The 25,321-nt window shown below is 73.1% G+C and carries 23 protein-coding genes; 15 read left to right on the top strand and 8 right to left on the bottom strand.

What is annotated here, in order from left to right; all coding sequences use genetic code 11:
* The first annotated feature begins 9 nt into the window (after positions 1–9).
* Complete coding sequence (locus FHR37_RS22130) at positions 10–966, top strand: NAD-dependent epimerase/dehydratase family protein (RefSeq protein WP_092882266.1); 957 nt, start codon at positions 10–12, stop codon at positions 964–966.
* On the opposite strand, the gene FHR37_RS22125 is transcribed toward FHR37_RS22130, so the two are convergent.
* Entirely contained in the window at positions 963–1,910 is a 948-nt protein-coding gene (locus FHR37_RS22125) for an aldo/keto reductase (RefSeq protein WP_092882267.1), read from the bottom strand. The genes FHR37_RS22130 and FHR37_RS22125 overlap by 4 nt on opposite strands.
* Before the next feature lie 136 nt (positions 1,911–2,046).
* Complete coding sequence (locus tag FHR37_RS22120) at positions 2,047–3,045, bottom strand: MASE1 domain-containing protein (RefSeq protein WP_092882268.1); 999 nt, start codon at positions 3,043–3,045, stop codon at positions 2,047–2,049.
* A 492-nt stretch (positions 3,046–3,537) separates the two neighbouring features.
* Between FHR37_RS22120 and FHR37_RS22115 the strand changes: the two genes are divergently transcribed.
* From FHR37_RS22115 to FHR37_RS22105, 3 genes are all read left to right on the top strand, one after another.
* Positions 3,538–5,049 carry an aminoglycoside phosphotransferase family protein gene (locus FHR37_RS22115; protein ID WP_092882269.1) on the top strand — a complete coding sequence of 504 codons (1,512 nt, stop codon included), beginning with the start codon at positions 3,538–3,540 and terminating at the stop codon, positions 5,047–5,049.
* On the top strand, positions 5,046–7,283 hold the full coding sequence (locus FHR37_RS22110) for a phosphotransferase (RefSeq protein WP_092882270.1): 2,238 nt from the start codon (positions 5,046–5,048) through the stop codon (positions 7,281–7,283). The genes FHR37_RS22115 and FHR37_RS22110 overlap by 4 nt, the downstream gene beginning before the upstream one ends.
* Positions 7,284–7,364: 81 nt before the next feature.
* Positions 7,365–7,811, top strand: a complete 447-nt coding sequence (locus FHR37_RS22105) for a nitroreductase family deazaflavin-dependent oxidoreductase (protein WP_092882271.1) — start codon at positions 7,365–7,367, stop codon at positions 7,809–7,811.
* Between the two features lie 15 nt (positions 7,812–7,826).
* Here FHR37_RS22105 and FHR37_RS22100 read toward each other — a convergent pair whose 3' ends face one another.
* Both FHR37_RS22100 and FHR37_RS22095 read right to left on the bottom strand, forming a co-directional pair.
* Positions 7,827–8,645 (bottom strand): putative RNA methyltransferase, encoded by an 819-nt coding sequence (locus FHR37_RS22100; protein ID WP_202817961.1) that lies wholly within the window; start codon positions 8,643–8,645, stop codon positions 7,827–7,829.
* Between the two features lie 62 nt (positions 8,646–8,707).
* The gene (locus tag FHR37_RS22095; protein WP_092882272.1) at positions 8,708–9,169 is read right to left on the bottom strand and encodes an SRPBCC family protein; all 462 of its coding nucleotides are present in this window, start codon (positions 9,167–9,169) and stop codon (positions 8,708–8,710) included.
* Between the two features lie 211 nt (positions 9,170–9,380).
* Between FHR37_RS22095 and FHR37_RS31010 the strand changes: the two genes are divergently transcribed.
* The 3 genes from FHR37_RS31010 to FHR37_RS22080 all read left to right on the top strand — a co-directional run bounded on the left by FHR37_RS31010 (position 9,381) and on the right by FHR37_RS22080 (position 12,686).
* Positions 9,381–11,189 (top strand): serine/threonine-protein kinase, encoded by a 1,809-nt coding sequence (locus FHR37_RS31010; RefSeq protein WP_202817962.1) that lies wholly within the window; start codon positions 9,381–9,383, stop codon positions 11,187–11,189.
* A gap of 165 nt (positions 11,190–11,354) precedes the next feature.
* The gene (locus tag FHR37_RS22085; RefSeq protein ID WP_092882273.1) at positions 11,355–11,591 is read left to right on the top strand and encodes a hypothetical protein; all 237 of its coding nucleotides are present in this window, start codon (positions 11,355–11,357) and stop codon (positions 11,589–11,591) included.
* Positions 11,592–11,696: 105 nt separating this feature from the next.
* Positions 11,697–12,686: a sensor histidine kinase gene (locus tag FHR37_RS22080; protein WP_092882274.1), complete on the top strand. Its 990-nt coding sequence runs from the start codon at positions 11,697–11,699 to the stop codon at positions 12,684–12,686.
* A 44-nt stretch (positions 12,687–12,730) separates the two neighbouring features.
* Here the strand turns inward: FHR37_RS22080 and FHR37_RS22075 are convergent, their stop codons facing one another.
* The gene (locus FHR37_RS22075) at positions 12,731–14,944 is read right to left on the bottom strand and encodes a GMC family oxidoreductase (RefSeq protein ID WP_092882275.1); all 2,214 of its coding nucleotides are present in this window, start codon (positions 14,942–14,944) and stop codon (positions 12,731–12,733) included.
* Between the two features lie 130 nt (positions 14,945–15,074).
* Between FHR37_RS22075 and FHR37_RS22070 the strand changes: the two genes are divergently transcribed.
* A complete protein-coding gene (locus tag FHR37_RS22070; RefSeq protein WP_237768656.1) occupies positions 15,075–16,025 on the top strand; it encodes a GNAT family N-acetyltransferase in 951 nt (316 codons plus the stop codon).
* 24 nt (positions 16,026–16,049) lie between these two features.
* Here FHR37_RS22070 and FHR37_RS22065 read toward each other — a convergent pair whose 3' ends face one another.
* On the bottom strand, positions 16,050–16,832 hold the full coding sequence (locus FHR37_RS22065) for a phytanoyl-CoA dioxygenase family protein (protein WP_092882277.1): 783 nt from the start codon (positions 16,830–16,832) through the stop codon (positions 16,050–16,052).
* A 156-nt stretch (positions 16,833–16,988) separates the two neighbouring features.
* On the opposite strand from FHR37_RS22065, the gene FHR37_RS22060 reads away from it, so the two are divergent.
* Positions 16,989–17,813: a helix-turn-helix transcriptional regulator gene (locus tag FHR37_RS22060; RefSeq protein ID WP_175542405.1), complete on the top strand. Its 825-nt coding sequence runs from the start codon at positions 16,989–16,991 to the stop codon at positions 17,811–17,813.
* 30 nt (positions 17,814–17,843) lie between these two features.
* On the opposite strand, the gene FHR37_RS22055 is transcribed toward FHR37_RS22060, so the two are convergent.
* Positions 17,844–18,449, bottom strand: coding sequence for a TetR/AcrR family transcriptional regulator (locus FHR37_RS22055; protein WP_175542406.1), 606 nt, complete (start codon positions 18,447–18,449; stop codon positions 17,844–17,846).
* Between the two features lie 121 nt (positions 18,450–18,570).
* On the opposite strand from FHR37_RS22055, the gene FHR37_RS22050 reads away from it, so the two are divergent.
* From FHR37_RS22050 to FHR37_RS22040, 3 genes are all read left to right on the top strand, one after another.
* Entirely contained in the window at positions 18,571–19,605 is a 1,035-nt protein-coding gene (locus FHR37_RS22050) for an alcohol dehydrogenase family protein (RefSeq protein ID WP_092882279.1), read from the top strand.
* A 109-nt stretch (positions 19,606–19,714) separates the two neighbouring features.
* Positions 19,715–20,464 carry a dienelactone hydrolase family protein gene (locus FHR37_RS22045; RefSeq protein ID WP_092882280.1) on the top strand — a complete coding sequence of 250 codons (750 nt, stop codon included), beginning with the start codon at positions 19,715–19,717 and terminating at the stop codon, positions 20,462–20,464.
* 171 nt (positions 20,465–20,635) lie between these two features.
* Positions 20,636–21,379, top strand: a complete 744-nt coding sequence (locus FHR37_RS22040; protein ID WP_092882281.1) for a hypothetical protein — start codon at positions 20,636–20,638, stop codon at positions 21,377–21,379.
* A gap of 24 nt (positions 21,380–21,403) precedes the next feature.
* On the opposite strand, the gene FHR37_RS22035 is transcribed toward FHR37_RS22040, so the two are convergent.
* Positions 21,404–22,243, bottom strand: a complete 840-nt coding sequence (locus tag FHR37_RS22035) for a glycosyltransferase family 2 protein (RefSeq protein ID WP_092882477.1) — start codon at positions 22,241–22,243, stop codon at positions 21,404–21,406.
* A 346-nt stretch (positions 22,244–22,589) separates the two neighbouring features.
* On the opposite strand from FHR37_RS22035, the gene FHR37_RS22030 reads away from it, so the two are divergent.
* The 3 genes from FHR37_RS22030 (at position 22,590) to FHR37_RS22020 (ending at position 25,297) form a co-directional block, all read left to right on the top strand.
* Positions 22,590–24,086, top strand: a complete 1,497-nt coding sequence (locus tag FHR37_RS22030) for a hypothetical protein (protein ID WP_092882282.1) — start codon at positions 22,590–22,592, stop codon at positions 24,084–24,086.
* Between the two features lie 83 nt (positions 24,087–24,169).
* Positions 24,170–24,826 (top strand): class I SAM-dependent methyltransferase, encoded by a 657-nt coding sequence (locus FHR37_RS22025; protein WP_237768657.1) that lies wholly within the window; start codon positions 24,170–24,172, stop codon positions 24,824–24,826.
* A 60-nt stretch (positions 24,827–24,886) separates the two neighbouring features.
* Entirely contained in the window at positions 24,887–25,297 is a 411-nt protein-coding gene (locus FHR37_RS22020) for a RidA family protein (protein WP_092882284.1), read from the top strand.
* The last annotated feature ends 24 nt before the right edge of the window (positions 25,298–25,321 follow it).

Below are 25,321 nucleotides of genomic sequence, written 5' to 3'. Positions count from 1 at the left end.
AAGACCCACATGCGCGTCGTCGTCATCGGCTCCAGCGGCCACATCGGCTCCTACCTCGTACCCGCCCTGGTCGACGCCGGGCACGACGTGGTGGCCGTCAGCCGCGGGCAGAGCACGCCCTACCGCCGGGCGTCGGTGTGGCAGCGGGTGGAGCAGGTGGTCGCCGACCGGCACGCGGAGGACGCCGACGGCACGTTCGGCAAGCGGATCGCCGACCTGAACGCCGACGTGGTGATCGACCTGATCTGTTTCGAGCCGTCGGCGGCCCGGCAGCTGGCCGAGGCGTTGCGCGACCGGGTTCAGCACCTGCTGCACTGCGGCACGGTCTGGGTGCACGGCCCGAGTGTCGAGGTGCCCACGACCGAGAGCGTCCCGCGCCGGCCGTTCGGGGACTACGGCGTGAAGAAGGCCGAGATCGAGGCCTACCTGCTGGGCGAGGCGCGTCTCGGCCGGACCCCGGCGACGGTGCTGCACCCCGGGCACATCGTCGGCCCCGGCTGGCGGCCGATCAACCCGGCCGGCCACCTCGACCTGGAGGTGTTCGCCGACCTCGCCGCCGGCCGGGAGGTACTGCTGCCGAACTTCGGCCTGGAAACCCTGCACCACGTGCACGCCGACGATGTGGCGCGGTCCTTCGTCGCGGCACTGGAACACCGCAACGCTCCCCTGGGCGAGGCTTTCCACGTCGTCTCCCCGGCCGCGCTGACGCTGCGCGGGTACGCCGAGGCGGTCGCCGGGTGGTACGGCCAGGATGTCAACCTGCGCTTTGCACCGTACGACGAGTGGAAGACCACCGTGTCGGCCGACGCCGCGCAGGCGACCTGGGACCACATCGCGCACAGCCCGAACTGTTCGGTCGCCAAGGGCGCGGCGCTGCTGGACTGGAAGCCGCGGTACACCTCACTGGAAGCGGTGTACGAGGCGCTGTCCTGGCTCGGCGACCGCGGCGAGGTCCCAGCCCTCTAAGGTCGTCGGCCACCCGTCGGACGGTGGCCGAACTCCCGGATCGCCGCGACCGTCTCCGACGGCAGGGTCTGCTGTGCCGCGGCCACGTTGTGCCGAAGCTGTGCGACCGACTTGGCGCCCGGGATCACCGTGGAGACCTCGGGCTGGGCAAGCAGGAAACGCAGCGCGGCGTGCGTCATCGCGGTGCCCTCGGGTAAGAGGGCGCGGAACCTCTCCGCGGCGGCGGCCTTCTCGCGTACCTGTGCACGCGTCCACCAGACCCGGCGGTCGTCGTTCGGGAAGTCGCTGTTCCGGTCGTACTTGCCGGACAGCCAGCCGGAGGCCAGCGGCGTACGCACCACCACCCCGACGCCGGCCTCGGCAGCCTCGGCGATGACGTCGAGCTGGTGTTGTTCCAGGACGTTGATGTTCGTCTCCAGGACGCTGCTGCCGGTGGTGTGCACGATCCGCCGCAGCTCTTCCGCGGTGCTCGCCCGGTCGGCGACTCCGTAGGCACGGATGGTGCCGGCGTCGACCAGGCGTTGCAGGATGCGGTAGTGCGCGACCGTACGTCCGTCCATCAGTTCGTACGGCGGACTGTGGATCAGCGCCACGTCGAGATAGTCCGTGCGGAGCCTGGCCAGACTGAGTTCCAGCGCCTCCTCGATCCGGTCCGGTGAGTGGTCCTCCTGGTAGCCGGGCGCCCAGAACCCGAACTTCGTGCACAGCACCACCTGGTCGCGGCGGCCTTCGAGGGCCCGGCCGATGTACTCCTCACTGCGGCCGTCGGCGTATGGCGAGGCGGTGTCGATGAACGTGCAGCCCAGTCGTACGGCCTCGTCGATGATTCGGTACGACTCCTCCTCGTCCGGCCCGGCCCATTCACGCCGGGCGCCGAGCTGCCAGGCGCCGAGCCCGATCTCGCTCACCTCGATGCCGGATCGCCCGAGTGGTCGAGTGCGCATGGACGCGGGACCAGCATCCTGCTCAGCTGGTGGGGCCTGCGGTGGAGTGGGTGTCGCGGATGTCATTCCGTCAGTGTGTGCCGGTGCGGGCGACAGGCCCGAGCCGTTGGCGTGCGCTGTGCCCGGACCAATTCGCTCAGCGTGGGGACGAGCGCGGCGGCCGGGGCGCCGACTGGTGCCAGCTCTCGGCGTGCCGGGTCGCCCGGTCGCGCAGGCTCATCACGTCCGCCAGCCGGTAGCACGCCTGCTCGATCTCCGCGTACGTGTGGTTGCGTTCGGCGACCATCGCCGCGAGCAGCAGCGCCGTCAGCGCGGCCGAGCCGACGAACGCCTGCAGGGTGACCATCGTCGCGAGCAACGTGTCGCCGGCGAACGGGCCCGTGCCGTCCTCCGCGGCCAAGATCACCACCACGGCCGAGACCAGGACACAGGGCGCGGCGCCCGCCAGCTGGAACCGCCAGGCGGCCCAGAACAGGAACGGGAACACGAGAAACAGGACGTCGAACGGGCTGACGGTGCCGACCGCGGCGATCACGAACGTGCCGCCGATCAGCAGGCCGGCCTCCAGGGCGCGGCGGGCGCCGACCCTCGATGTCAACCGGAACTTGCGCGCCGCGAGCAGCACCGGTGCGACGACGAGCACCCCCATGGCGTTGCTGCTCCACGAGATGAGCCAGGTGATCCACCAGTCGTGCGGCGGGAGGACGTGCGCGCCGACGAGTACGCCGGTGGTGATCGTGGCGGTCACGGTCATGGCCGCGAACGCGCCCAGGAACACCAGGGCCAGCGCGTCACGGAGCCGGTCACACTCGAGCCGAAACCCGGCCCGGCGCAGCAGGTACGCGGCGCACAGGGGCGCGAGCGTGTTGCCGACCGCGATCGCCGCGGAGGCCGGCAGACTCAGGCCGATCGACAGGTGGACGAGCAGCGAGCCGACGGCGATGCCCGGCCAGATCCGCCTGCCGAACAGCAGGATCGCGACCAGTGCGAGACCGGTCGCCGGCCACAGCGGGGTCAACTGGCGGCGGAGCAGTTCGTCGCGCAGGCCCAGCCAGGCACCGGCGTAGTAGGCGAACGCGACGGCGAGGAAGGTGAGCGCGGCGACGCAGAGCCGTCGAGCGGTGAGCCCCGACACAATGGTCAGCGTACGCGCCCCTTCTGGGTGCGCCACTGCCCGCGGATCCGTGGCGTACTTGCCCCGATCCCATGCTCGATGCCCGATCCTTCAGGTTTTACAGGGACTACGCCCTACGCGGAGCCAACTGCCAAGCGGAGGTTGACGGCGGGCCGAACGTCGATCGGCGCGGGCCGGAGGACACCAATGGCCGCCGGGCGCGCGGGCGGGCGGCCACCTCACGCGGCCCGAGGCGTCGGCTCGGGATGATCAGTGGACCGGCGGGAATGAGTTTGCCTGGGTAAAGGAGCGGCGAGGCCGTGTGGGCGACGGTGCCGCAGAAACGTCCGGGCGGTCGACCGGCGGGACTGCGTACCGCGGGGTGCGGGCAGGGAAGTGCATGGTGGACGGCGCGGTGGACATCCGTGGTCCCGGCCCCCTTCGGGGCGGCGCGGGCGAGCGGGATCCCCGTCTTCTGTCCGGCATTCGTCCGCGCGGTCGCGGGGACCGGCCGTGACCAGCGTGTCCCCGCCCGCCTCCGGCCAGGTCGCCCGGCTGGTCGCCGGTCACCGCGGGCTGGACGGAATCCGGCGGGCGGTCACCGACCCGTTCGCGTACGGGGCGGCACCGCTGCTGGCCCACTGCCTGCCGAGCGGGTCCCGGCTGGTGGCTCCGCGGCTGCTGCGGACCAGGTACGCGCCGGGCCGTGAGCTCGCCGCGTACTACGCGTTCGCGCCGGGCCGCAACCAGTCCAGCCCGCGCCACCTCGCGCTCACCTGGTCGGCCCAGCCGGCCGACCTCGCGGCGACCGCCGTCCTCGAACGAGAGGCCGAGGTCCGCGGCCTGGTGGAACCGTTCGACCACCTGGTCGCGGCGTCGGCGGACGGCTGCCTGACCCTGGTCATCGCGCCGATCGACCCGGCGTTTCCCCGGTTGGTACGCCACTACGAGTCCGGCTACGTGACGGCGACCGCGGCGAGCCTCGCGGGCGTACGGCCGGGTGCGGACCGGGAGGTGCGCGCACTGCGGTACCGCCCCGGCAGCCGGCACGTCCTGCGGGTGCGCACCAGCGCCGAGGACAGCGCCATCGTCAAGCTCTACCGCGACGACACCGGCGCCCGGACCGTCGCGGTGGCCGCGGCGATGGACGCGCTGCTCCCGGCGGCCGTGCCCGGGATCCGGCCGGCCCGGTCGCTCGGCTACGTCCCGGCCGACCGGGCGGCGTGGTGGGCGGAGGAGCCGGGGGAACCCCTGTGGCGGCGGCTGCCCGACGTGGAGGCGGGCCCGCTGCTGCGGTCCGTCGGCCGGGCGCTGCGGGTGCTGCACGACACCGACCCGTCGGCGTTCACCTCCTCGCTGCCGTCCATGTACGCGCCTCACCCGGAATCGTCGGCGTCGTCCGCGCACCTCCCGGCACACGGTGCGGACGCCGAACTCGCCGCGACCACCCGGGCGGCCGAGCACATCCAGGGCCTGCTGCCCCGGGTGGGTGGCCGGCTGCGCGACGTCGTGGCCCGGATCGGGGACGGACTGGCCGGGCGGCCGGTGGAGTCGCCGACCCTGACCCACGGCGACCTGACCTGCGACAACCTGCTGGCCACCCCGGACCAGGTGCGGCTGATCGACCTCGACCGGACCGGGTTCGCCGAACCCGCGCTGGACCTCGGGAAGTTCGTCGCGGACCTGTGGTGGTGGTGTGCCGAACTCGGCCTGCCCGCCGGTCCGGCGGTGACGGCGTTCGTCGACGGGTACGGCGACTGCGACCGCAACCGGCTCGCCCGCGCGCACGGGCTGGCCGTGCTGTTCCACCTCTCCCTGGCCGCGCGCCGGGTGCCGGTGCACCATCCCGAGTGGGCGCAGCAGGTGGCGCGGGCGGTACGCCAGGCCGAGGACGCGGTGGCCGGTGGCGGGAAGGCGTCCGGCGGCGCGACCGAGAGCGGGACCGGGACCGGGACCGGGCCCGGGACTGGGCGGGTGCCGCGTCAGCGCGGTCCCGGTCCCGGCGAGTCAGGGGGCCCGCGGTGACCGCCCGGGGTGTGGAGCCGTCCGGGTCGGTGCCTGCCGGGCTCGACCCGGCGCTGCCGCTGCTGGCCGAGACGATGGCCGCGGCGGGCGGTACGCCGGGCTGGACCCCGCACGACGCGTCCTGGACGCCGGGACATCGCTGCGTCCTCACCTACCGCGTGCCCGCCGACGACCCGGGAGCCCCGGCCGGCGCGAGCACGTTCGCGGTGTGGGAGGTGACGCCGTTCGGAGCGGACCGGCGCGACTTCCGCGCCGACCCGGACCTGCCCGGACTCGCCCGGGCCGCCGACCCCGGCGTGGTGTGCGACCTGTTGTCGACCCGGCTGGGAACCGGCCGGGCCGGGCCTGCGCGGGTGCGCTCCTGCGTGGTGGAGCCGGTTCGCTACCGGCCCGGCCGGCAGGCCGTGCTGCGCTACCGGTTGACCACCGAGTCCGGAGAGCTGCGGATCCTGTACGCCAGGGTGGGCGCGACCGCCGCCGGCACGGCGGCGGAGGAGGTGCCGGCGGCGCTGGCCGGTCTGCCGGACCGTCCGCTGCTGCCCGCGCTGGTGGCCCGCTGGCCGGAGTACGCCGCACTCGTGCACGAGGCCGCCGACGGGCGCCCGCTGCCCGTCGTACTCCGCGACGCCGGGGTTCCGGCCCGGGTGCGGGTGCGGCTGGCGTACCGGCTCGGAACCCTGCTGGCCCGGGTGCACCTGCAGACCGCGCCCGCTCCCACCCGGTCCGGCACCGACGTCCTGCGGGACGTCACGGCGTCGCTGCCCGCCGGGGAGTACGCCGACCCGGAGGTGGCCCGGCGGCTCGCGACCGTTCTCGACCGGCTCGGCGCCTGGGTACCCGCGAGCGGTCACCTGGTCCTCGGCGCCGGCGACCTCCCGCCCGGCCTCGTCCTCGCCGACCGCAACCGGCTGACGCTGCTGGACCTGCCCGGCCCGGCTCGGATCCCCGCCGAGGCCGACCTGGGCAGCGTGCTGGCCCGGCTGCTGTGGCAGTGGCTCGGCCATCCGGACCAGCGGCCGGTGCTGGAGGCGGCCGGCCGCGCGGTCGTGGCGGGGTACGAACGGCGGGCCGGCCGGGTCGATCCGGAGGCGCTGCTGTGGTGGCGGAGCCTGCGGCTGGCGGCGTTCGCGCTCGGCCGCTACACCCGGCTGGACACCGCGAGCTGGGGCCGGGTGGCCGGGCTAACCGACTGCCTGGACCGGCTGGTGTCGGCGCTGCCGACCCGGGTCGCCGCGCCGCTGGCCGCTCACCTGCTGGACCGGCGGGCGGTCGACCAGGTGCTGCGGCCGCACCTCGCGAAGGTCGCCGCCGAGCCGGCAGCGGTGGAGGTGACGGCCGCCAGGCTGGTTCAGCACGTTCCCGGTCGCCGCACCGTCGTCCGCTACACCGTGCGCGGACTGCTGCCCGGGGGCGGCCCGGCCGAGGTGGTGGGGACGCTGTTCGCCCAGCCGTTCCGCGCGGTGCTCGCCGAGGCCAACCTGCGGGCGCTCGCCGACGGGCCGTTCAAGACCGGGCCGCTGCGGGTGCCCGAGCCGCTCCCGTCGCCGGCCGAGCGCGGCCTGGTCCTCTACCGGTACTGCGCCGGGACGCCGCTGGACCAGTTGGACGGGGACGCCGCGGTCGCGGGGGTACGCGCCGCCGCCCGCTGGCTGGCTCGCCTGCACGGCAGCGACGTCGTACTGCCGCGCCGGCTCGACCTCGCCGCCGAGACCGCCCGCTGCCGTCGGTGGGCAGGCACGCTCGCCGACCTGGAGCCGGACCTGCACGCCCTCGCCTGGCGGCTCGCCGACGGCTGGGCGCTCGCCGCGGAGACCGCGCGGGCCGGCGCGGCCGGCACGGTCGGCACGGGAGGCATGGCCGGTGCTGACGTACCGATCCACCGCGATTTCCACCCCGCGCACGTGCTGGTGGGGGAGTCGGTGACCGTGCTGGCCCCGGACGACGCCCGGATGGGCGACCCGGCGTTCGACGTGGCGCAGTTCTGCGCCTACCTCGAGGCCGGCGCCGACCCGGCGCGGGCGGCCGCGCTGCGCCGGGCGTTCCTGCACGAGTACGCCGCCGCGGCCGGCCGTCCCTACGCCGGCCGCACCGCGTTGTTCGGCGCGTACGCGTGGCTGCGGATCGCCCGGAACCTCGCCCTGGGAAACGGGCCGCTGCCGCTCACCGACGGGCGGGCACGCGGTCGCGCGGTGGCCCGGGCCCTGCAGCGCGGCCTCGCCTGTCTCGACGCCTGAGCGTGCTGGCCACGCGGGCGTACGGGAACACCGGCCGCCGGTGGCTGGTTGTCGCCGCAAACGAGCGAACCGGAGGGCACCATGAGCGACGCCAACGAGACGAAGAGCTGGAACGAACGCATCATCGAGGAGTTCCGGGCGAACAAGGGGAAAGTCGGCGGGCCGTTCGAGGGCGCGAGCCTGCTGCTGCTCACCACGACCGGTGCGAAGTCCGGGGAGTCGCGTATCTCGCCGCTGGTGTATCTCGCCGACGGCGACCGGGTGCTGATCTTCGGGTCGTACGCCGGCGGCCCGAAGCACCCGGCGTGGTACCACAACCTCCGCGCCAATCCGCGCGCCTCGGTCGAGATCGGCACCCGGACCTACGACGTGACCGCCGAGGAGGTGACCGGGGCCGAACGCGACGAGCTGTACGCCCGCCAGGTCGCGGTGGCCCCGGGCTTCGGTGAGTACCAGGAGAAGACCGACCGGACCATCCCGGTGGTGGCGCTGCGCCCGGCCGGCGAGGAGAGCTTCGACCTCGGCTGAGGCGCGGCGCGGCGGCTATCCGCCGGCGCGCCGGAAGAACGACAGCACGAACGACGCGGTGGCGCTCACCGGCTCGGCCAGCTGATCCAGCTCGGCCAGCCGGGCCCGCTGGTCGCCCCGGTCGAGGTGGTGCGCGTTCGGTCCCATCGCGACGACGCGGCGTACGTCGTCGGGGGACAGGCTCAGCTCGACGGTGAGGGTCTCGCGTACGGCGGGTTCGAACTCACCGGCCAGCGACGAGTCGAGCTGGTCCAGCTTGCCCTCGTGCACCTCCAGCATCGCCACCAGCGTGCGGAGCTCGGCCAGGTGCGCGGCCGTCGGCGTCACCACCGCGAGCACCCCGCCGGGGTGCAGCACCCGCGCGAACTCCGCGGGGTTGCGCGGTGCGAACACGTTCAGCACCGCCGAGGCCGACCCGTCGGCCAGCGGCCAGGGCTGCCAGATGTCCCAGCCGACCGCGCCGATCCGCTCGTGCGCGCGGGCGGCGCGGCGGAGCCCGGCGACGGACGCGTCCAGGGCGAGACCGGTGGCGGCCGGCAACCGGTCGAGTACGGCGCCGAGGTAGTAGCCCGTCCCGGCGCCGGCGTCGACCACCAGGCCGTCGCCGGCGGGCAGGCGGTCGGCCACGTGTTCGGCCAGCCGGCGCGCCAGCGGTGCGTAGTGGCCCGCTGTGAGGAACTCCGCCCGGGCGGTGGCCATGTCACCGGAGTCGGCCAGCGGTGGCCGGCTCCGCGCGCTCAGCAGGTTGACGTACCCCTGGCGGGCGACGTCGAAGCTGTGCCGCTCCGCACAGCGCAGAACGCCCGGTGCGCGGGTCAGCGAACTCCCGCACACCGGGCAACGCAGTGCGTCGACGACGGCCGGCGGTGGGGTCTCGCGCGCCGGCCCGTGGTCGTTCAGGGGGTGGGCCGGTCGACTCCGCCCCGCCAGCCACCGGTCTCGGTGCCCCGGGACTCGATCCATTCCTTGTACTTTGCCAGGTCGGCCTGGACCTGCTTGTCCACGACCCCGAGCTTCTCGCCCACCTTCTCCACGATGTTGTCGGAGTTGATGTCGAGCTGGACCATCACCTTGGTGCGGTTCTCCTCCAGCCGGTGGAACGTCACCACGCCCGACTGCTTCGGCGAGCCGCTCTCCGTGGTCCACGCCACTCGCTCGTCGGGGATCTGCTCGGTGATGCGGGTGTCGAACTCCCGGCGGACACCGCCGATGTTGGTGACCCAGTGGTTGCGGACGTCGTCGATCTGGGTGATCTTCTCCACGCCGGACATGAACCGGGGGAAGTCCTCGAACTGCGTCCACTGGTTGTAGGCGGTCCGGATCGGAACGTCGACCACGATCGATTCTTCGCTGGCCATCTCAGCCTCCTCGTTACCTACGTTCAGTGTCAATCGCGTGACAAGGGCCTGCCCCAGGATCGGTCGGCCAAACGCGGCCCGGCCTCGCGGCCACGGGCGTCGGCGCGCACGGCTAGGGTGCGTGCAGCGGACCAGGTTGCGGCCTATGTCGCCGACGGGTCCTTTGCGACGCCGCTACGGAAGCCACGGAGCCGATGAAGGGGAGCACGGCATGAGCGAGAACGACCGGCTGATCGCTGGCCGTTACCGCCTACTGGAGCAGATCGGCAGCGGCGGCATGGGTGTCGTCTGGCGGGGTGTCGACGAGCGGTTGCACCGGCCGGTCGCGGTCAAGCGGCTGCTGTTGCCTGCCTACCTCACCGGCGCCCAGGCCGAGGAGGCGAAGCTGCGCGCGATGCGGGAGAGCCGCATCGCCGCCCGCATCCAGCACCCGCACGTCATCGCCACCTACGACGTGGTCGAGGACGACGGACATCCCTGCCTGGTGATGGAGTACCTCCCCTCCAGGAGCCTGTCGGAGGTGCTGGAGGAGCGGGGTTCGCTCCCGGCGCCGGAGGTGGCGAGCATCGGCCGGCAGGCGGCGAGCGCGCTGGCGTCGGCGCACGCGGCCGGCGTCGTGCACCGCGACATCAAGCCCGGCAACGTCCTGCTCGGCGACAACGGCGTGGTGAAGATCGCCGACTTCGGCATCGCCCGCGCCGTCGGCGACGTGACCGTGACCGCGACCGGCCTCATCTCCGGCACCCCCGCCTACCTCTCACCGGAGGTCGCCAAGGGCGAGGACGCCACGTTCGCCTCCGACGTCTTCTCCCTCGGTTCCACGCTGTACGCCGCGGTCGAGGGCGGCCCGCCGTTCGGTCGCAGCGAGAACCCCATCGCGCTGCTGCACCAGGTCGCCTCGGCGCAGGTCGCGCCGCCGCGCCGGGCGCCACGCCCCCTGGCCGACGTGCTGCAGCGCGTCCTTCGCGCCGACCCGCGGCAGCGCCCGCCGGCCGGTGCGGTGGCCCGTGAGCTGGCGGCGGTCTCCTCCCGGCTGTCCGGCCCGCCGGACCGGGACGAGGACGCGGACTCGACCAGGCGGTTCAACACGCCGATGGCGCCGGTCGCGGTGCCCGGCGCCGCCGACGCCTCGGGCGCTTCGGGGGCTGATTCGGGGGCCGGCGGCGACGGCGAGCCCGGACGGGGCAGCTACGCCGACGACCCCTCTTCGTCGTACGGCCGTGACGACGCGCGGCACCCGTCGAGCGGCGCCGCGGCGGCCGCCGGAGCCGGGCGCGGCGACGTCGGCCCTCGTACACCGTCCACGCCGTACCCGCCGGAGACCTCCGAGCCCGCACCGGCCGGTCCGGGTGATGCAGGTGGTGCCGGCGGTGCCGGCGGTGCCGGCGGTGCCGGGGATGACAGCCGGCGGCGCCGGTTCGGTGCGATCGTGGCGGCGGTGGTCGCCGTCGTGCTGATCGCCGGAGTGGGAGTCGCCTACCTCCTGGACCGCCGCGACGAGCCGGGCGGCAGCCCGGCGGCCGGTGCCACCACCGATCAGGCGACCCCGCGCAAGACGCCGAAGCAGGCGTCCAAATCGCCCGAGCCGACTCCGACCACGAAGTCGCCGAGCCCCACGCCGACGAAGAAGTCCCCGAGCCCCACCCCGACGAAGAAGTCCCCGAGCCCGACCCCCAAGAGGAAGTCGCCCAGCCCGACCCACACCAGGAAGGAGCCGAGCCGGTCCCCCGGGGAGACGGTCGCCGGCTACTACTCCACGCTGCCCGAGAACATCTCCGGCGCCTGGTCCCAGCTGACGCCTCGCTACCAGGGCAAGGCCGGGGGATACGACGGCTACCAACGCTTCTGGAGGCAGTTCAGCGACGTGCGCACCAGCGACGTCTCCACCAGCGGCAACGTCGTCCGGGCCCGGATCACCTACATCCGCAAGAGCGGTGGGACCGACCGCGAGCGGCGCAGCTTCACGATGGTGCAGCGCAACGGCCGGTGGCTGATCGACGCGTCCTCGGTGATCGGTTAGGGCGTGTCTCGTCCCCGTGCGACGTAGGCGGCACGGGGACGTCCGGCTTGGGGTTCACCTGGGCGGCATAGGTTCGGCATAGGTTTGGAGCCGGGGCGCGGCGCCAAGGATCTCCCCGCGCACCCCGAGCGACCGCCGAACACGCCCCGAAACAAGGAGACTCAGATGACGACGACGCCGGACTCCGACCCTCGCGACGAACTGCGGCAGATCGAGGACGACCTCGCGCGACTGCGAGGAGAACTCGACGAGGCGCGCCGGCCGGGCGGCGGTCGTTTCGACGGTCCCACCGACGCCGGGGACGTCGCGGCCGAACTCACCGCCGAGCAGGAGCAGCAGGCGATCATCGCCACCTTGGAGAAGCGTCGCGACGACCTGCGCCGAAAGCTCGATCAGGCGTAGAAACTCCCTTTCCCATAACGGGATCTGTACGCACGAAGGGTGTCAAGCCGCACTTGGCGCCTTGGCGTGGACTGCTCGCGGTCGCATACTGATCGGGTGAGCGGCATGGCGATTCGGTCGGCCGCGGTGGAGAACACGTCGCGGGATGGACGCCTTGTGCACGAGGCGCTCTTCTATCGCGACCCACCTAGTCTGAGCACGGCCCTGTTGCCCCGGTTCACCGACGCGTTCGCGGCCGGCCGGCCGGTCGCGGTGGTCGTACGCCGGTCCCGTACGGAACTCCTCCAGAGCATGCTGGGCAGCGACGCCGCCCGCGTGCGCTGGCTCGACATGGCCCGCGAGGGACGCAACCCCACCCGGCTGATCGCCGCCGTGCTCGGCCGGTTCGCCGACCAGCACCCCGACCGCCGGGTGCTGGTCGTGGGTGAGCCGATGTGGCCCGAACGCCCCCGGGCCGACTACGCCGCGCTGGTCGCCCACGAGGCGCTGATCAACGTCGCGTTCGCCGGTCGCGCGCTGACGGTGATCTGTCCGTACGAGGTGAGCACGCTCGCGTCGCACGTGCTGCAGGACGCGGCGCGCACGCACCCCACGGTGGTGACCGGCGAGGACACCTGGACGAGCCTCACCTATGACGATCCCGTCGACCTGGCGATGTCGTTCCTGAGTGACCTGCCCGAGCCGGAGGGTGTTCCGGAGCGGTTGACGTTCGGTGCGTACGAACTCGCACGGGTGCGAGAACTCGTGTCCGCACACGCCGTTCTGGCCGGCCTCGGCAGCTCCCGCCGGGACGATCTCGTCCTCGCCGTCAACGAGGTCGCCACCAACACGCTGGTGCACGCGGGGGCGCCCGGCGTCCTGCGGGTGTGGCGGGAGACCGGCCGCCTGGTCTGCGAGGTGAGCGACCACGGACAGGTGAGCGACCCGCTGATCGGCCGGCACCCCGCGCCGCCGACATCCAGGTCGCCGCAGGCGCAGGGCGGTCGCGGACTGCTGCTGGTCAACGAACTCTGCGACCTGGTGCAGATCGCCACCAGGTCCGGCGCGACGTCCGGCACGACCGTACGGATGCACATGATCGTCGCGGACGACTGACCGCTCCTGCTCTGCCCGGATGCCCGCACGCACCCACCGTCGCGTCAGCCGCGTTTCACCAGCAGGTCGGCGACCCGGAACGCCATCGCGAAGATTGTCAGGACCGGGTTGACACCGCCGTTGGTGACGTGCAGCGAACCGTCTGCCAGGCGGAGGTTGTCGTGCCCCCAGACCCGGCCCTGTGGGTCGGTCACCGAGGTCGCCGGGTCGCTGCCCATCCGGCAGGTGCCGGCCTGGTGCTGGCCGCCGCTCGGGCCGCGGCCGACGCCGCCGCTCGGCATCGTGCGCGTCGCACCGCTGGCCGCGAGCCACTCCGCCGCGCGCCGCTGCAGCATCGCCGCCGTCGGCCTGTCGACGTCGAGCACACGGCCGGACAGCCGGGCGACCGGCATGCCGAAGACGTCGCGTACGCGCGGATCGACGCTCACCCGCGCGCGGGGGTTCGGCGTCTCCTGCAGTGGACCCATCACCATCGTGGTGCGCTGGTAGAGGTCGCGCATGCCGCGCTTGCTCGCGGCACCGGACCGCGGGATGATCCCGGCGCCGGTGAGCAGGTTGTACGTCGCGAGCGGCATCGGCACGAAGTCGTTGGCCAGCATCCCGCCGCCCACCAGGCCGTCGTTGTGGTGCCGGAAGTCGTGGGTGGCGATCGTCGGGCCGGGGCCGGCGCTGTTCTGCACCACGTCGTCGAAGATGCCGAGCGCGCCCGCGTAGACGTGTCCCTGCAGGTTGCGGCCCACCTGGTCGTGCCGGTTGCCGAGGCCGGTCGGCTCGTTCGCGGATGTGCTGTTGAGTAGCAGCCGGGCGGTCTCGATCGCGCCGGCGGCCAGGATCACCTGGTCGGCGGTGACCGTGCGGCGGCGTACCTGCCCGTCGGCCGGGCCGCCGCCTCCGCCTCCGGAGAGCGTCGCGAGCGCGACGCCGGTCACCCGGCCGTCGTCGCCGGTGACCACGCGTTCGGCGAACGTGCCGGTGACGAGGTCGCACCGGCCGGTGGCCAGGGCGCGGGGGAGAACGGTGTTGTGGCTGCCGTTCTTCGCCTCGGCAGGGCAGCCGAAGCCGACGCACTGGCCGCAGCGTGCGCACGCCGACCGGCCGCCGTAGGGCGTGGAGTTGATCAGCAGCGGCACGTGACCGGTGGACCAGCCGAGGTCGCGGGCACCGGCGGCGAGCCTGTCCCCGGACAGGTTGGGCGGCATCGGCGGCATCGGCAGACCTCGCCGGCGCGGGCCCGCGCCGGCGAACCCGGCCGGGTCGCCCGCCACTCCGAGCTCCCACTCGGCGCGGTCGTAGTAGGGCTCCAGATCGTCGTACGACAACGGCCAGTCGGCCAGCGAACTGCCCTCGGGCACGCCGTAGACGGACGCCATCGTGAAGTCCTCCGGCACGAACCGCCAGGCCTGCGCGCCGTAGACCCGGGTGCCGCCGCCCACGGTCATCGCGTTGTTGCTCCAGCGTCCGTCGGTCGGCCCGACGACCGCTTCCTCCTCGCCGTCGGGCGCCCACACCCGCGGATGCCCGGACGCCACCGGCCCGGCACTCTGCGCGTACCCGAACAACGCGCGGTGGCTGCGCAGATGATCCCCGCGCAGGTCCTCGGTCCGCAGGAAGTCGCCGCGTTCGACGGCGAGCACGCGATAGCCGCCCTCGGCGAGGACGCAGGCCGCAGTGCCCCCACCGGCACCGGCGCCGACGACGATCGCGTCGTAGTGCGAATCAACGTCGTCGAATGATGTCAACGGGAGATTGACAGTGAGCGCCTCGGGTGCCGGCCACCGGGCGTCCTGCGGTGCGGCGTGGTAGCCGACCATCTTCCACGACACGCCGTCGCGGTTGCCGCCGTTGTCCGGATCGGCGTAGAAACCCTGCACGGTAAGGGATTCCAGCAGCCGGAGGAACTCCGCCGGGTCCACGCCGCCCCACTCCGCCGTGGTGCGCCCGGCGCGCAGCGCGTCGAGCACCTCGTCCTGACCGGTCCCGGACAACGCGGCGAACCCGGTCGCGCCGTCGACGTCGCCGGTCGTCGCGTCCGCTCCGCCGTCCGCTCTGCCGGCCGACTCGGCGTCGAGCAGGTCCAGTCCGGCGGTGAGCAGCTCGACGGCGTGGGGGAGTTCGGTGGTGAGGATCCGGGCCAGGAAGTCGCCGACGCCTGCGTCCCACCCGGACGGGAAGTCGTCGGCCGGGACCAGCCGGTCGACGGCCGCGCGCAGGCCCGGCCGGGTCAGGAGTTCGGTGAGGGTGGCGTCGTCGGCGGGCATGCGAACGACCCTAATCCTTCTGGCGCTGGCGATGTGACCGGGCGATGGCCTCCGCTAGCGTGATCGGCGGCCGGTTCCGGCGAGGGGCCCGGCAGTGATGCGGCAGTTATGCGGCAGGAGGGGCGGCGGCGTGCAGATCCGAGAATTCCGGCCGGGCGACGGGCCGGCACTGGTGCAGGCGTGGCGGCGCGCCATGCCCCTCGATCCGATCACCGACACGAGATTTCGCGACCTGGTGTTGCTGGACGCCAACTTCGACCCGGACGGCCTGCGGATCGCCCTCGACGGCGACCGCCTGGTCGGTGCGGCCTACGCGGTCCGGCGCCGGGTGGCGATGGTGGCCGGCGACCTGGAGCCGGGCACCGGCTGGCTGCCGTTCTTCTTCGTCACACCAGAAGCGCGGGGCGCGGGCGTGGGGCGCGCGCTGGTGCGCGGTGTGCTGGACTGGCTGCGTGGCCAAGGCGCCCGCGAGGTGTTCTTCGCCTCGTACACCCCCAACTACGTGCTGCCCGGCCTGGACGCCGAGGCCTACCCGGAGGCGGCCGCGCTGCTGCGCGGTCTCGGTTTCGAACGCCGGTCGGAGGCCGCGGCGATGGACCGCTCGCTGGTCGGTCACCGGATGCCGGACGAGATCCGTGCCCGCGTGGACGACCTGACGGCCGGAGGGTACCGGTTCGGTACGCCGACCGGCGACGACCTGGTCGAGCTGCTCCGGCTGGCGGGTGAGGAGTTCAACCCCGACTGGGCCCGCGCCATCCGCGACGCCGTCGTCGCCGGGCTCCCACCGGACCGGATCGTCGGCGCGTGGGAGCCCGGCGGGACGCTCGCCGGGTGGGCGATGCACGCCGCGTACGAGAACGTCCTGGAACGCTTCGGGCCGTTCGGCGTACGCCCGGACCGCCGGGGCACCGGCCTCGGCCGGATCCTGCTGCAGTTGACGCTGGAACGCATGCGGGCGGCCGGCGCGCACAGCGCGTGGTTCCTGTGGACCGGGGAGCGCTCTGCGGCCGGACAGCTCTACCGGAGCACGGGATTCGCCGTCACCCGGCGGTTCGCCGTGCTCCGGGCCGAGCTGACCTGACGGCCGAACGGCAGCCGGTCGTACTCAGTCCACGTCGATCCGGCCGACGACCTCCCCGTCCGCGAGGAACTGCTCGAACTCACCCCACGGCTTGGTGCCGTCCTTGGTCTGGATGACCTCCTTGGAGTACTGCGCGAGGTAGACCCGGCGCAGCTTGTCGGTGAGGTTCGGCCCGCTGCGGTGCATCACCACGCTGGAGAACACCGCGATCGATCCGGCCGGCACCGTCACCGGCATGCCCGGGTCGTCGCCGAAGTAGCAGACCAGGTCGTTCACCCGCGGGTCCGGGATGTGCTTGACGTAGGAGCGAATGCCCGAACGCGAGTACGGCCGTAGGTAGACCGAGCCGTTCTCCTCGGTCACGTCGTCCAGCGCGATCCAGCAGGTGAGGTACGGCGCGTGGTCCTCGTGCACGTAGCCGGAGTCCTGGTGCCAGGCGAACGACGTGTCCGGGTCGCCGGCCTTGATGACGTACTGCTCCCAGAAGAGGTACGCCTCCTCGCCCAGCGTCGCCCGGCAGATGTCCCGCATCAGCTCGCTGAACAGGAACTGCCGAAGCTCCGGGCGGTCGCGGTAGATCATGTGGCTGAAGTAGCGCTTGCCGCGGGCGTTGATACCGATCCGGTCGGTGCCGGCCTTCTCCATCTCCGCGTCCAGCTTGTCCATGGAGTACTGCGCGCCGCCGCGCAGCAGCTCGAGCTGCTCGTCGCTGAGGGCGCGTTCGAGGATGAAGTAGCCGTCGTTCTCGTACTGCTCCCGCATCTGCGGGGTGACCAGGCCGGTCCTGGTCTCCTCGGTCGAGGTCATGGGTCGCTGCCTCCAGCGCGTCGGTGCGGGCGTCGGTGTGTACGGACGACGCTAGGCCGGGTGGCCGCCCGAATGGAATGGTCACGCTGGCCGGTACATGTACGTTCTGGCGCCCGGGTCGGCCCCCGGCCGGGCCGCCCGGGTAGCGTCGCCGGCATGGACTCGGGGATGGACTCGGGCACCCGGATCGCCGTGTCCGCCGCGCCGGTGACCAGGCTGGGCCAGCTGGTGCTGGCCGGTGAGGTGATCGACGACGAGCCGATGATGCCGTCGCCGCTGAGGGTGATGGAGGCGTACGTCCTGTCGGTGGTGGTGGCGGGATCCGGCCGCTACCGGCACGCCGACGGCAGGGAGGAGCCGGTCACCCCCGGCGCGCACACGCTGGTCCCGCCCGGCCGGCCGCACTGGTACGGCACCCTCGGCGGGCGGACCTGGACGGAGGTGTTCGTCGTCTTCACCGGGCCGTTGTTCGACGCCCTCGCCCGGGCGGGCGTGCTGGCCGAGGACGGCCCACGGTATCCGCGCCCGGCCCCGTCCGCCGCCGCGCTGCGGACCATCCTGGCGTCCACGCCGCGGTCGGTGCAGGCGGCCGAGCACCAGCTGGTGGCGTTCGCGGACTGGCTGCTGGACGTGAACGGGCCGCAGGAGTCGGCGGAGTCCGCGGGCCCGAGCCCCGCCGTGGCCGCGGCCGTCGACCGGCTCGCCGACGACCTGACCGGCCGGCTCGACATGCGGTCGGTGGCGGCGGAGGTGGGCCTGCCGTACGACACGTTCCGGCGGAGGTTCGCGGCCGAGGTCGGCCAGTCGCCGCTGGCGTTCCGTAACGCGCGCCGGCTGCAGACCGCCGCCACGCTGTTGCGGGTCACCGACATGACCACCAGGGAGATCGCCCGCACCCTCGGCTACACCGACGAGTTCCATCTGTCGCGGAGGTTCCGCGCGCACTTCGGGCTGCCGCCGAGCGACTATCGACGATCGTGAGGCCTGTCCTGCCGCAGGTTTCGCCGTACGTCAGTCGTCGCCGGTGAGTGAGAGGGCGGCGAGGCGCCTGGCCTGCGCGACGGCACGAGTGGGTACGCCGGTGCCGAAGCTGACGCTCGCGCCCTCGTGCAGGACGAGCAGGCCGGCCGCGACCGTGCCGGGCCGGCGGATGCCCGCGGCCTTCACCAGGTCCGTGAGATAGCCGAGCAGCCAGCGCTTCTGCTCCAGGATGACCGCGCGCCCGGGATGGTCGGCGTTCTCCGGGAGTTCGGCGAGGGCGTTGACGAACGCACAGCCGCGGACGTTCTCCCGCCGGGCCCACTGCTCCAGGGCGTCGAAGGTGAGCAGCACCCGCTCGACGCCGGCCTTCCGGTCCAGATCCCTGTCCCCGTTGGGTTCTCGGCCTGCGTGCTGGTCGACGTAGGACGTCAGCCACTCCCGCCAGCGCTCGTCGCGGGCCTGGAGATAGCAGGCGACGAGAACGTCCTTGGAGCCGAAGCAGTCGTACAAAGTCTTCTTCGTCACCCCGGCGGCACGTGCCACCGCGTCGACGCCCACGGCGTGGATGCCCTGGTCGTAGAAGAGGGTGGAGGCCGCGTCCAGGATCCGGCGGCCGGCCGGGGTGAGCTCGCGCATGCCGCCGACTATACCGACCGGTGAGTTGACAACGGCAGCGCCATCGCGAGATGGTCCAGGTATACCGATCTGTATACGTGCAGATTCCGGGGCGGTATTCCTACTGGAAAGAGTGATCCGGATGCGAGCAGTAGTCCTCACCGGCTTCGGTGGACCCGAGCGCCTCGAGCACCGTGACGTGCCCGATCCGGTCCCGGTGGCCGGTGAGGTGCGTGTCCGGGTCGGCGCCACCGCCCTGAACAACACCGACATCTGGACCCGGGAGGGGAAGTACGGCACGTCGTCCGACCCGGACGCGACCGCGGGCTGGCGGGGTGAGGCCCTGTCGTTCCCCCGGATCCAGGGCGCTGACGTGGCCGGCCGGATCGACCAGGTGGGCGCCGGTGTGCCCGAGGAGCGAATCGGCGAGCGGGTACTCCTGGACCCGGTGCTGTACGAGGGAGGTGAGCGCGAGCTGGTCACCGCCGCCTACCTCGGCAGCGAGCGTGACGGCGGGTTCGCGGAGTACGTCACCATCCCGGCGTCGAACGCCCATCGGATCGACAGTCCGCTCACCGACGCGGAGCTGGCGACCTTCCCGACCGCGTACACCACCGCGTTGCGGATGCTGAAGCGTGCCCGGGTCCGTAGCGGTGACACCGTGCTCGTCACCGGAGCGTCCGGCGGGGTGGGTTCGGCGCTGGTTCAGCTGTGTTCCGTGCTGGGCGCGGGCGCCATCGCCGTCGTCGGCGCCGGCAAGGAGGAGCAGGTGCGCGAGCTCGGCGCCCTGGCCACCGTGCGGCGGGACTCCTCCGATCTGGCCTATGCGGTGCGAAGCGTCGCGCCCGAGGTGGATGTCGTCGCCGACGTGGTGGCCGGCCCGATGTTCTCGAGCCTGCTGGAGGTGCTGGCGCCACTCGGCCGCTACGTCGTCGCCGGAGCAATCGCCGGGCCGGTCGTCGACACCGACCTGCGCACGGTCTACCTGCGTCAACTGGAGCTTGTCGGTTCCTCCTTCGGCGCCCACGAGGACTTCGCCGAGGTGGTGGAGTACGCCGGCGACGGTCGGCTGCGCCCGCTGCTCGCGGGCACCTACCCGCTGGCAGACCTGGCCAGGGCACAGCGGGATTTCGTAGCCAAGAAGTTCTTCGGCAAGCTCGTCGTGGAGGTCTCCTGACGAAGCCCACAACGCCGGTCGTCTGTACCCAGGCCGCGAAAGTCCTGGCCGGTTGATCGGCTCAGGCGCGTAGTGTGCAAGAGGATCATCGACGAAAAGGAGATCCAGCTTGCCCTCCACGACTGTGCAGATCCCGACTCCCGACGGCCAGGCCGACGCGTTTGCCGCGTTCCCCGACGGCGGCGGCCGGCACCCCGGGGTGCTGCTGTACGCGGACGCCTTCGGCCTGCGGCCCGTACTCCAGGAAATGGCCCGCGAACTCGCCGGACACGGCTACCACGTCCTCGCCCCCAACATCTTCTACCGGCACGGCCCGGCGCCGGCGATCGACCTACCCGAGCACATCGACCAGGAGACCCGGCCGGCGGTCTTCGCGCAGCTGATGCCGCTGATCGAGGCGCACACCACCGAACGCGTCCTGCGTGACGCCGACGCCTACCTGAAGTTCCTCACCGCCCAGCCCGAGGTCGGCGAAGGACCGGTCGCCGCGATCGGCTACTGCCTGGGCGCCGTGCTGGCGATGCGCACCGCGACGGCCCATCCCGGCCAGGTCGCGGCCGTCGCCGGGTTCCACCCCGGCCGCCTGGTCACCGACGAGCCGGACAGCCCGCACTGTCTCGTACCCCACCTCACCGCGCAGGTGCACCTCGGCCTCGCCGAAGGTGACATGGCGCCGGAGAAGATCAAGGAGCTCGACCAGGCTCTGGACACCGCGGGTGTCGAGCACTCGATCGAGATCTACCCCGGCACCGCCCACGGCTTCACCATGTCCGACACCTCCGCCTTCGACTCCGCAGGACTCCAGCGCCACTGGGACCGCCTGCTTCCGCTCCTCGAGCGCACCGTCGCCAACGGCTGAGGTCGCCCGCGACGATCGAGGTCGTCCGCCGGGCGGGAGCGCCGATCGCCGGTCGCGCACGTGGTCGCCGGATCGGCGACCTGTGGGTTCCGGGCTTTACTGCCGGGCCGGGCCCACCTACAACGGGAGAGAACGCAGGCGAGCGGTGCGCCCGCCGTGGGAGGGGACCCGATGAGCGAATCACCGCAGGACCCGGCCCCGGGATCGGACTCGCCCGACCCGACGCAGCGGCTGCGGGCGCGGCTCGGCGCCGTCCTCGACCTGGCGTCCGCCCAGCTGCCGCCGTCGGCCGCACCGGACTTTCGTACGCCCACCAGTCGTGGGCCGGCCGCCCGGACGCCGGTCGGGGTTCCGCCGACCGAGCGGAGGTGGGAGGACCAGCCCGGAGCTCCGGGTGCGCCCGCACCTGGGGCCCCTGCACCTGGAGCGCCCGCGCCCGGAGCTCCCGCAGCGCCCGAGCGGGCACCCGGTGGGAACGGTTCCACCACCCCGCTGATCACCGCCGCCGTCGGCGCCTCCGTCCGGGTGCGGGCGAGCGAACCGAATGATCTCGGCGTGGCCCACCGCGCCGACCTGGCGAGGCTGTTCCAGCGGGTCGGCGCCTGGGCGCTGGGGCTGAGCGCGGCCGGGATGTTCCTCGCGGCTCTTGCGGCGTTCCGATGGATCGGCGGCGAGAACGTCGACGTCGGCGCCGTCGGGTGGGCCGCGGTCGGGCTGGCGCTGGTCTCGCTGACCTCGCTCGTCCTGGCGTACTTCACCGTGATGGGCTTCCGGCAGATCGAGTACGAGGCGGATCTCGGCGGCGGCGAGCACGGGGTCAGCCGGCAGGGCAGCAGCCAGGGCGAGCAGGGCCGCGGCGAGCAGAGCCACGACCGTGCGGAATCCGGCGACGGCCGTCGCCCGTGGGGCGGCTGAACCCGAAGACCGGCCGGCCGCGGTTCACACGATCGGCGGCCGCCCGAGCAGAGTCATCCGCCAGACCGTGCGCCAGCGGATCGGCCGCCGGCCGCCGCAGGGCCGGCGCCAGCCCTCCACGAAGCCGCCCGCCCAGGCCCGCAGTCCGGCGAACGGCGGCCGGCGGACGACCGTCACCAGCACCCACACGGTCAGGTAGATCGGGACCAGCAGCCCGGGCAGGTGCCGCCGGGCCAGCCAGACGCGGTTGCGGGCGTTCATCCGGTAGTAGAGCTGGTGCCGGGCTGGGGAGGTGCGCGGATGCTGGAGCAGGATGTCGGGCCGGTAGTCGATCCGCCAGCCTGCGTCCAGCGCCCGCCACGCCACGTCGGTCTCCTCGTGCGCCCAGAAGAACTCCGCGGGCCAGTCGCCCACCTGCTCCGAGACCGCCATCCGGACGGCGTTGCCCCCGCCGAGGAACGTGGTCACCCGGGACGCGCGCAGCGGGTCGTGCGCGCGCAGGCGCGGGACGTGCCGGCGTTGGGTGACACCCTGTTCGTCGGCGATCCGGAAGCTGATGATGCCGAGGTCGGTGTCGGTGGCGAACGCGTCGCGTACCTTCTGGGCGGTCCAGCGGTCGGGCAGCAGCCCGTCGTCGTCGAGATACATCACCACGTCGACGTCGCCGTGGGCGCGCAGCCGGGCCAGTGCGACGTTGCGGCCCGCGGGCAAGCCGAGGTTGACAGGAAGCTCGATGCCTTCGACACCAGGTGGCAGCGCCTTCAGCCGGGTTCCCTGGCCGACCACCACCACCCGGTCCGGAGGAGAGGTCTGCCGGGTCAGCGAGGCCAGCAACGCGGAAAGCTCCGCCGGGCGGTTTCCCATGGTCACCACGACCGCCCCGAGCCGAACCCCGCCCACTGGCGACGGGCGGAGCGGGGCCTGTATCTGTCCGCTCGTCCGCACTGAAAACCCCCACGGAGCCCGTAGCCGCGCCGAAAGGGCCTCCGATCGATCGGCCGCGACGAATGTGTCCTTGCAGCGGATCGTAACCAAAGCGGGCGCGCTTACTGCTTATTGCTGCTATCAGTGACCAAACCGCGTTCTACGGCGGGAGGTTTCGGTGGATCGTACATGATTGTTTACGTATTTTCCGGAATCCTTGCCCTCGTGCGCCCCTGTCACGGTTAGCTTGTGGGTTCCTTTCGTGTCCCGGCCGTCGGGGGAGGTCATGGCTACATCGACGGGCACCGACCCGGGTGCCTGGCGCGCCGGCTGGGCGCGCCGGGAGAACGCCCGCCGTCGCCGCGAGCACGAGCACGCGAGTTCGGTCTGGGAGCGCGCCGACGCCGAACTCCGGTCCCTGGCGGCGACGGCCCGGTCGCCGCGTCCGGTGGCCGCCGACCAGGTCCCCTGGCTGGACCTGCGGCCGGGCGAACAGGTCTGGTGGCATTCGCCGTCGGCCAGGCTGGTGCGCGCCGCGGGCATCGTGCCCACCCTGCGTCGGCCGCGGTTCCACGACTTCACGCCGTCCCAGCTCGCCGGACCGTTCGCCGACCGGGTGCCGGCCGACCTCCGGCTGATGGACACCGGACCGGTCGCGATCACCGACCGGCGGGTGGTGTTCGGCGGTGCGCGGCGACGCGACTGGGTACTCGTCCGCCTCGCGCTGCTCGCCCACGATCCCGACCGCACCGTCACCTGGCTGTCGGCCGCCGGTACTCACGAGGGGCCGGCGATCGGGCTGGTGCTCGACTCGTACGCGGTCGCCGGCTTCCGCTTCCACCTCACCCGCGCGCTGGCCGAGATCAGCGGCAGGCGAAGTGAGTTCGCCGCACATCTGGAGCGGCTGCGGGCGGCGCACCGGCGGGAGCGCCCGCTGCCGCCGGCGACGGTCCGCCCGGCCGACGCGCCGAATCCCCTCGTCCCGCCGCTGGCCGCACTCGCCAGGCTCTACGCCGGTCCGTCCGGTGCCTCCTCCGCGCGGCGCGTCACCCGATGCGTCGCGGCGGTGGCCGTGACGCTGGCACTGGCCTCGGTGGCGTTGCCGGCGTTCCCCGCCTTCCCACGACCGTCGACGACCGTGCCCGGGGAGCTCACCGTGGCCGGTCTCGGCGGCCCGGAGGTCGACACCGAGAGCCTGGTTCCGCCCGGCGCGGACTCCGCGGACTCCGCTGACTCCGGCGCCGATTCCCAGCGGCTCGGCCCGGACCCGGCCCGCCACTCCGGTCCGTCCCCTCGGGCCTCCCGCTCACGGCCGGCCGACACGGCGACGCCGCGGCCGTCTGTGCCGGCGAACCGCGCACCATCCCCCGCGGCCGGCAAAGGGCACGGCCGTGGCCGCGAGCTCGCCCGGACGCGGGACCCGGCGGCTGCGGCCGGCGGCTCGGACTCGGCCCGCTCGCCAGGGTCCGCGGACTCGTCCGGCTCCTCGGGGCCGGCCGGGTCGCCGGACTCCCCGGGGCCGCAGGGGCAGTCCGGCGACGCGGATCGGTGCGGAGCGCCGGCCAACCCGTACGGCTACCACTTCTGCGGTAACGGCAGGCCGATCGCGAGTCCGGAGCCGGGGATCTGTGGGTACTTCCGTTGTACGACGGACTTCTGGGCAGGCACCGGCTTCCTGGTCCAGTGCCGGGACGACGCGATCAGCATGGACGGCGGACACCGGGGCGCCTGCGCCGGCCATCGCGGCGTACTCCGCATGGTGCGGGGCACGCCGGGGCGGTGACGTCTGTGCGGATGCGCCGGACGCCGGCCGCGTTCGGCTGACCACGCTCGACTGACCGCACGACCGGCTGGCAGCATGACCGGATGGGTGGCACGAGCGGTATGGACAGCACGGGATGGGACGAGCGGTACGCCGCGGTCGACCTTGTGTGGGGCGCCGAGCCCAACCGGTGGCTGGCCGCCGAGGCAGCCGGCCTGGCGCCCGGGCGGGCCCTGGACCTCGCGGCCGGCGAGGGCCGGAACGCGATCTGGCTGGCCCGGCGGGGCTGGGACGTCACCGCCGTGGACTTCTCCGGCGTCGCGGTCGAGCGGGGCCGGAGGCTGGCCGGGTCCGAGCCCGTGGACATCGCCGGGCGGATCACCTGGAAGGTGGCCGACGTACGGCAGGAGGTGGGCCCCGCCGGTGCGTACTCCCTGGTGTGCGTGGTCTACCTGCACCTGGTGGCCGACGAGCGGCGCCGGGCCGTGCGGCACGCGGCGAACGCCGTCGCGCCCGGCGGCGTCCTGCTGGTCGTGGGGCACGACACCACGAACCTCACCGAGGGCATCGGCGGGCCACAGGACCCACGGGTGCTGTTCACGCCCGACGACATCCTGGCCGACCTGAACGCCGAGGCCAATGGGCCGGTGGCGGACTGGGTGGTCGAGCGGGCCGAGCGGGTCCGGCGTCCGGTACGCACCGCGGACGGTGAGACCCGGGACGCCATCGACGCGCTGGTCCGCGTCCGTCGGAGCAGGTGAACTCCGGGTAGCTGAATTCCGGGCCGGTTGAACAACCCTGGCCCGTTGAATACTGGGGCCATGTCCAGACTGATCACCCGAACCAACCCCGACGAACTGCACCGGACCCCGGGCTACCACCACGTCACGGTGGTGGAGGCCGGCCGGACGGCCCATCTCGCCGGCCAGTGCCCGCTGGACCGGACCGGCGCGGTGGTGGCGCCCGGCGACCCGGAACGCCAGGTCGACCAGATCGTGGCCAACGCCATGGTCGTACTCGCGGCGGTCGGCGCCGGTCCCGCGGACGTCGTGCGTTCGGTGATCTACGTCGTCAGCTCACAGCGGGAGGAGCTCGCCTCGGTCTGGCAGCGGTTCAACGCCTCGGAGCTGGCGCCGGCGTTCACCACGGCGAGCACGTTGCTCGGGGTGAGTCAGCTGGGCTTCGGCGGTCAGCGCGTCGAACTCGACCTGACCGCCGCCCTGCCCGACTGAGCGCCACCCGACCGGGCTCAGTCG

This window comes from Actinopolymorpha cephalotaxi (assembly GCF_013408535.1).
In the GTDB taxonomy this organism is placed as follows: domain Bacteria; phylum Actinomycetota; class Actinomycetes; order Propionibacteriales; family Actinopolymorphaceae; genus Actinopolymorpha; species Actinopolymorpha cephalotaxi.
The sequence above is the reverse complement of the archived record's forward strand: the minus strand, read 5'-3'. Positions and strand labels throughout refer to the sequence as shown.

What these genes read in the sequence shown, in the direction of transcription:
- FHR37_RS22130 (WP_092882266.1), top strand. Translation starts at nt 10, where the DNA reads ATGCGCGTCGTCGTCATCGGCTCCAGCGGCCACATCGGCTCCTACCTC.
- FHR37_RS22125 (WP_092882267.1), bottom strand. Translation starts at nt 1,910, where the DNA reads ATGCGCACTCGACCACTCGGGCGATCCGGCATCGAGGTGAGCGAGATC.
- FHR37_RS22105 (WP_092882271.1), top strand. Translation starts at nt 7,365, where the DNA reads ATGAGCGACGCCAACGAGACGAAGAGCTGGAACGAACGCATCATCGAG.
- FHR37_RS22095 (WP_092882272.1), bottom strand. Translation starts at nt 9,169, where the DNA reads ATGGCCAGCGAAGAATCGATCGTGGTCGACGTTCCGATCCGGACCGCC.
- FHR37_RS31010 (WP_202817962.1), top strand. Translation starts at nt 9,381, where the DNA reads ATGAGCGAGAACGACCGGCTGATCGCTGGCCGTTACCGCCTACTGGAG.
- FHR37_RS22085 (WP_092882273.1), top strand. Translation starts at nt 11,355, where the DNA reads ATGACGACGACGCCGGACTCCGACCCTCGCGACGAACTGCGGCAGATC.
- FHR37_RS22080 (WP_092882274.1), top strand. Translation starts at nt 11,697, where the DNA reads ATGGCGATTCGGTCGGCCGCGGTGGAGAACACGTCGCGGGATGGACGC.
- FHR37_RS22075 (WP_092882275.1), bottom strand. Translation starts at nt 14,944, where the DNA reads ATGCCCGCCGACGACGCCACCCTCACCGAACTCCTGACCCGGCCGGGC.
- FHR37_RS22065 (WP_092882277.1), bottom strand. Translation starts at nt 16,832, where the DNA reads ATGACCTCGACCGAGGAGACCAGGACCGGCCTGGTCACCCCGCAGATG.
- FHR37_RS22060 (WP_175542405.1), top strand. Translation starts at nt 16,989, where the DNA reads ATGGACTCGGGGATGGACTCGGGCACCCGGATCGCCGTGTCCGCCGCG.
- FHR37_RS22055 (WP_175542406.1), bottom strand. Translation starts at nt 18,449, where the DNA reads ATGCGCGAGCTCACCCCGGCCGGCCGCCGGATCCTGGACGCGGCCTCC.
- FHR37_RS22050 (WP_092882279.1), top strand. Translation starts at nt 18,571, where the DNA reads ATGCGAGCAGTAGTCCTCACCGGCTTCGGTGGACCCGAGCGCCTCGAG.
- FHR37_RS22040 (WP_092882281.1), top strand. Translation starts at nt 20,636, where the DNA reads ATGAGCGAATCACCGCAGGACCCGGCCCCGGGATCGGACTCGCCCGAC.
- FHR37_RS22035 (WP_092882477.1), bottom strand. Translation starts at nt 22,243, where the DNA reads ATGGGAAACCGCCCGGCGGAGCTTTCCGCGTTGCTGGCCTCGCTGACC.
- FHR37_RS22030 (WP_092882282.1), top strand. Translation starts at nt 22,590, where the DNA reads ATGGCTACATCGACGGGCACCGACCCGGGTGCCTGGCGCGCCGGCTGG.
- FHR37_RS22025 (WP_237768657.1), top strand. Translation starts at nt 24,170, where the DNA reads ATGGGTGGCACGAGCGGTATGGACAGCACGGGATGGGACGAGCGGTAC.
- FHR37_RS22020 (WP_092882284.1), top strand. Translation starts at nt 24,887, where the DNA reads ATGTCCAGACTGATCACCCGAACCAACCCCGACGAACTGCACCGGACC.